6 protein-coding genes are annotated in these 4,144 nt (G+C 43.5%); all 6 read right to left on the minus strand.

The genetic code is table 11. The features are described 5' to 3' along the window. The coding region (locus HY877_02180; GenBank protein MBI5299092.1) for a ribulose 1,5-bisphosphate carboxylase at positions 1-792 on the minus strand (792 nt) is incomplete at its 3' end. Beyond that, a complete protein-coding gene (locus tag HY877_02185) occupies positions 789-1,214 on the minus strand; it encodes a YjbQ family protein (GenBank protein ID MBI5299093.1) in 426 nt (141 codons plus the stop codon). The genes HY877_02180 and HY877_02185, both read right to left, overlap by 4 nt. 9 nt (positions 1,215-1,223) lie before the next feature. Then, entirely contained in the window at positions 1,224-2,114 is an 891-nt protein-coding gene (locus HY877_02190) for a polyprenyl synthetase family protein (GenBank protein ID MBI5299094.1), read from the minus strand. After that, positions 2,111-2,347: an exodeoxyribonuclease VII small subunit gene (locus tag HY877_02195; GenBank protein ID MBI5299095.1), complete on the minus strand. Its 237-nt coding sequence runs from the start codon at positions 2,345-2,347 to the stop codon at positions 2,111-2,113. Before HY877_02195 ends, HY877_02190 begins: the two co-directional genes overlap by 4 nt. 22 nt (positions 2,348-2,369) lie before the next feature. Continuing rightward, a complete protein-coding gene (locus tag HY877_02200) occupies positions 2,370-3,773 on the minus strand; it encodes a phosphoglucomutase/phosphomannomutase family protein (protein MBI5299096.1) in 1,404 nt (467 codons plus the stop codon). Positions 3,774-3,940: 167 nt separating this feature from the next. Beyond that, on the minus strand, positions 3,941-4,144 hold a 204-nt coding region (locus HY877_02205), incomplete at its 5' end, for a hypothetical protein (GenBank protein MBI5299097.1).

Raw genomic sequence — 4,144 nt, forward strand, 5'->3', positions numbered from 1 at the left:
ATTCAGCATGACGGCGTTTACACCGTTGGCGATGGCAATATCATGATTGGTTTGAATTTTATCGACCTCATCCGTAATGTTTGCCAAAAAAAACTTTTTCTCACCCGTGATGGCTTCGGCTTTTTTGCGTAGTTCTCCGAGCAGTTTTGTTCTTTCGTACAATGTTGAATAGGAGGCGTCGGCTAACATTTCGTCGTCTTTTGGAACGTCGAGTCCGCCCAACCAGCTTTCATAAGCCACTGCGGCAAAATCTTTGGGGGTGAGTCCAATATTGGGTTTGATAACTCCAAAAAAAAGGGGACGATCATACACCTCCAATAAATTTCTGATGCCTTCGAGTCCAAACTGCGGTCCTTGAAAATTTTTCAAAAAAATTTCGGGGAAATCGATATTCATCAATTTGATGGCTGTAATACCGGGGGCATAAAAAACACCTTCCCCCAAAATGGTGGTCAACATATTTGGAATTTTGGGGCCAAAATTGATGTGGGGGTGGGCGATTGTTGCTTTGCAGTTATAAAATTTGGGACCTTTATTAAAAGGAGATTGAAAAAAGGGTTGATCTTTTACTTCCAGTATTTCCATATCTAGAAGTTTTGCACCATGTTTGGGACGAAAGTCTTCATCGATTCCAACCCGTTTCCATTGCGCCGTGCTTTGTTCCTGACACAAATGAAGCGCGGCTTCTTCCGGATCGGTTTGCGATTCGAAAAAATAGGTGAGGATGATATATTGTTCCAGATTTAACTCCGATTTTTTTGCTTTGAAATGGGGTATGTCAATTGGTTTCATAGTCCAATCACCTGTATTGTTAGTTGGCGTTTTGGGCGCGGTCCATCACATTCAATGAAGAAAATTTTTTGCCATTGTCCCAACTTCATTTTTCCTTCGACAAAAGGGATAAGTTGCGAAGCGGGAAGCAGAAAAGTCTGTAAATGACTGTGAGCATTGAGACGCCCGTCTTGTGGGTTTTTGTCGTGCCCGTAGTTTTGTCCGGGCGGCGCTATTCGATTCAAAAATTGGATCATGTCTTTCTGAAGTTTTGGTTCCTTCTCATTTACAATCACCGCTGTTGTTGTGTGTTGTGTGAAAACAGTCAAAAAGCCGTTTTGAATTCCGCTCTTTTTTAAACAGATTTCGACTTTTTCAGTTATATCAAAAAATTCGAGTCCAGAGGTTGTTGTGATCACTATTTCATCAACAAAATGTTTCATAGGTTTTTTCTAGTTTTTTCTTGAGACGATATATTGGGCGATACCGCGAAGAGGATCTGCTTTATCGTCAAAAATTTCCAAAACGGCAATGGCTTGCTCTGCCAAATCTTGAGCCATTTTTTTTGAGACGGCTAAACCAAACAAGCTAGGATAGGTGGATTTGTTGTGTTGTTGATCGGATCCGACACTTTTCCCAAGAGTTTCTTTTGTTCCTTCTACATTCAAAACATCATCAACAATCTGGAAAGCAAGTCCCACCTTTTCTCCATAAATTTTTAGTGCCTCTAGTTGTGCCCCACTGGCACCCGCAATTTTGGCGCCACTTGTAATGGATGTGATAATCAAACATCCAGTTTTATAATGATGAATTTTTTCCAAAGCAGTGGCATCGCTTTTCTTTCCTTCTCCTTCCAGATCCAGAATTTGTCCCCCCACCATACCAGAGCGGCCCGTGGCACGGGCAACATCTCGAATCACATCGACCAAAATATTTGGAGAGATTTGGTGCACAATATTGGGATGACAAAGCAGATAAAAAGCTTCCGACAATAAGGCGTCTCCGGCCAAAATGGCGACGCCTTCTCCATAAACTTTGTGATTGGTTGGTTTGCCTCTTCTGAAATCGTCATTGTCCATGGCTGGCAAATCATCATGAATCAAAGAAAAGGTGTGAATCATTTCCAGCGCGCAAGCCAGCGGTAACACCGGTTCGATGTCTCCTCCAACTGCTTGTGCAGTCGCGATTGCCAAAATAGGGCGAATCCTTTTGCCGCCCGCTTTCAGGCTATACTCAATCGCCTCTTCAAGTTTTTGAGGAGATTCTTTATTCTCCGTCAAAAAAGAAAACAGGGCTTTATCAACAACGGCTTTTTGATTATTTAGATATTGTTCGATATTCATTTGGATTGTTTTTGAACAAGAAGTTCCACTTTTCCCTTCGCTTCTTGCAATAATTTTTCACAAGTTCTCGTGAGTCCGATTCCTTCTTCAAAGGCTTTGAGAGAATCCTCTAATGTTAGATCGCCATTTTCCAGTTTGCGAACAATTCCCTCCAATTTTTCAACAGCAACTTCATAGGAGAGGGTCACGTTTTCCGCTTTTGCTCGCGTTGTTCGCTGATTTATTTGGGCCATGGTGTGGCTTTATAGTCGGATATTAGGCTTTTGCAACAAGGTTTTGAGCCTCGCGCAGAAGTTTTTCGACTTGTGAAAAAGTGGGGGCTTCGGCGTAGGTGCGCAAAAGCGGTTCTGTTCCCGAGGGGCGGATCAAAAGCCAACTGTCGTCTTCCAAACTAAAATGATATCCATCAATCAGCGTGATTTTTTTTAGTTTTTGACCCGCCAACATGGAAGGTGTGAAAGAGGAAAGAGTCCGTTTGACAGTTTCAATTTTGTCTTTCGGAAGAGTCAAATCGATTCTCTTATAAAAACAGGGACCAACTTCTTTTTGCAGATCAGCAACAAGTTCGCCCAGAAGTTTTTTCTTTGTAGCCATCAGTTCCAAAAGGAGAAGAGCACAAAAGAGTCCGTCCCTTTCAGGGATATGATGAGGCATTCCGATCCCACCCGATTCTTCGCCACCAATTAAAACGCCGGGTTCTTTCATGGCAGGACTCAAATATTTGAAACCGATGGGGGTAACGTTCATCGGTAAACCCTGTTTTTGACAGAGGCGATCAATCATCACGGTCGTGGAGATTGATTTGAGAACTTTTCCCTTCATCAATTTATTTTCGACAAGATGTTTGAGCAGAAGTGCAAAAATTTGATGAGAGGTGACATAATTTCCCTTTTCATCAACAGCGCCAATGCGGTCTGCGTCTCCGTCCGTGATCATGCAGGTGGAAAAATTTCCGGAACGCATTTTTTCCATGGCCTGATTGACATAGGGTTGAATCGGTTCAGGATGGAGTCCGCCGAAATTAAAATCGGCTTCCCCGTGCAGTGTAGTTACTTGATTCCCCAATAAATCTTCAAGAAAACCGCTCCCTGCACCATACAAAGGATCAAATAAGATTTTGAAATTGGCTTTTTTGATGAGATCCAAGTCGACCAGTTTTCTAAGAGCCTCAAGATATTCTTGATGAGGATTGAAATAGGAGAGACTGTTGCCATTGAGCTCTTTTGTTTTTGGTACAAGTTTTTTATTTTGGTTTTCTTCAATGATTTTTTCGATCGGTTGCAAAAAATCGGCAGATGCGGCTCCGCCATAACTTTCTTTGAATTTGATGCCGTTCCATTTTGGGGGATTGTGACTGGCCGTAACCATAATGCCTGCCGCGGCGCCGTTTGTTTTGACGTGCCATGAAACACAGGGTGTGGGACAAAAATCTTGTGAGAGCCAAACGGGAATATGATTTCCAAGCAAAACACTGGCGATTAAATCAGCCGATTCTTTTGATTTGTTTCTGCGATCATAACCGATAAAGACCGGTTTGCCCGCTTCAGGAAGTTTGGGATAACGGTCGGCAAAGGCCTGAATCACCTGAGCGATATTCTCCGGTATAAAATCCTCACCAATAATCGCACGCCACCCATCTGTTCCAAATCGAATTGACATGCGGTGGAGTTAGCACGGAGACAAATCAATTCAAGCCCAAAAAGCGGTCAGCGATCAGCTTTCAGCAGTCAGCTTTTGATTCTATTTAAAATGCATATGCACTTGAATCCTGTAAGAAAACCTTTGCCCTCTTTTGTCATCCCCGCGAAGGCGGGGATCCAGTGATTTTAGAGCTTCTGGATTCCGGCCTTCGCCGGAATGACAGAACGGGATTCAAATGCATAGGCATTTCTATTTGTAGGGGCTTGCGTCGCCCCCTCCACCGGCAAAGCCGGCGGAGCCTCCCCCTCACGTTCGCTTTGCTCACTCGGTAGATTCCACTCCAGCAAGCCCGCAGAGTACCATGCGCTTGCGCATGGGTGAATGCTTCC

It is taken from the genome of Deltaproteobacteria bacterium, assembly GCA_016213065.1.
Taxonomy (GTDB): domain Bacteria; phylum UBA10199; class UBA10199; order SPLOWO2-01-44-7; family SPLOWO2-01-44-7; genus JACRBV01.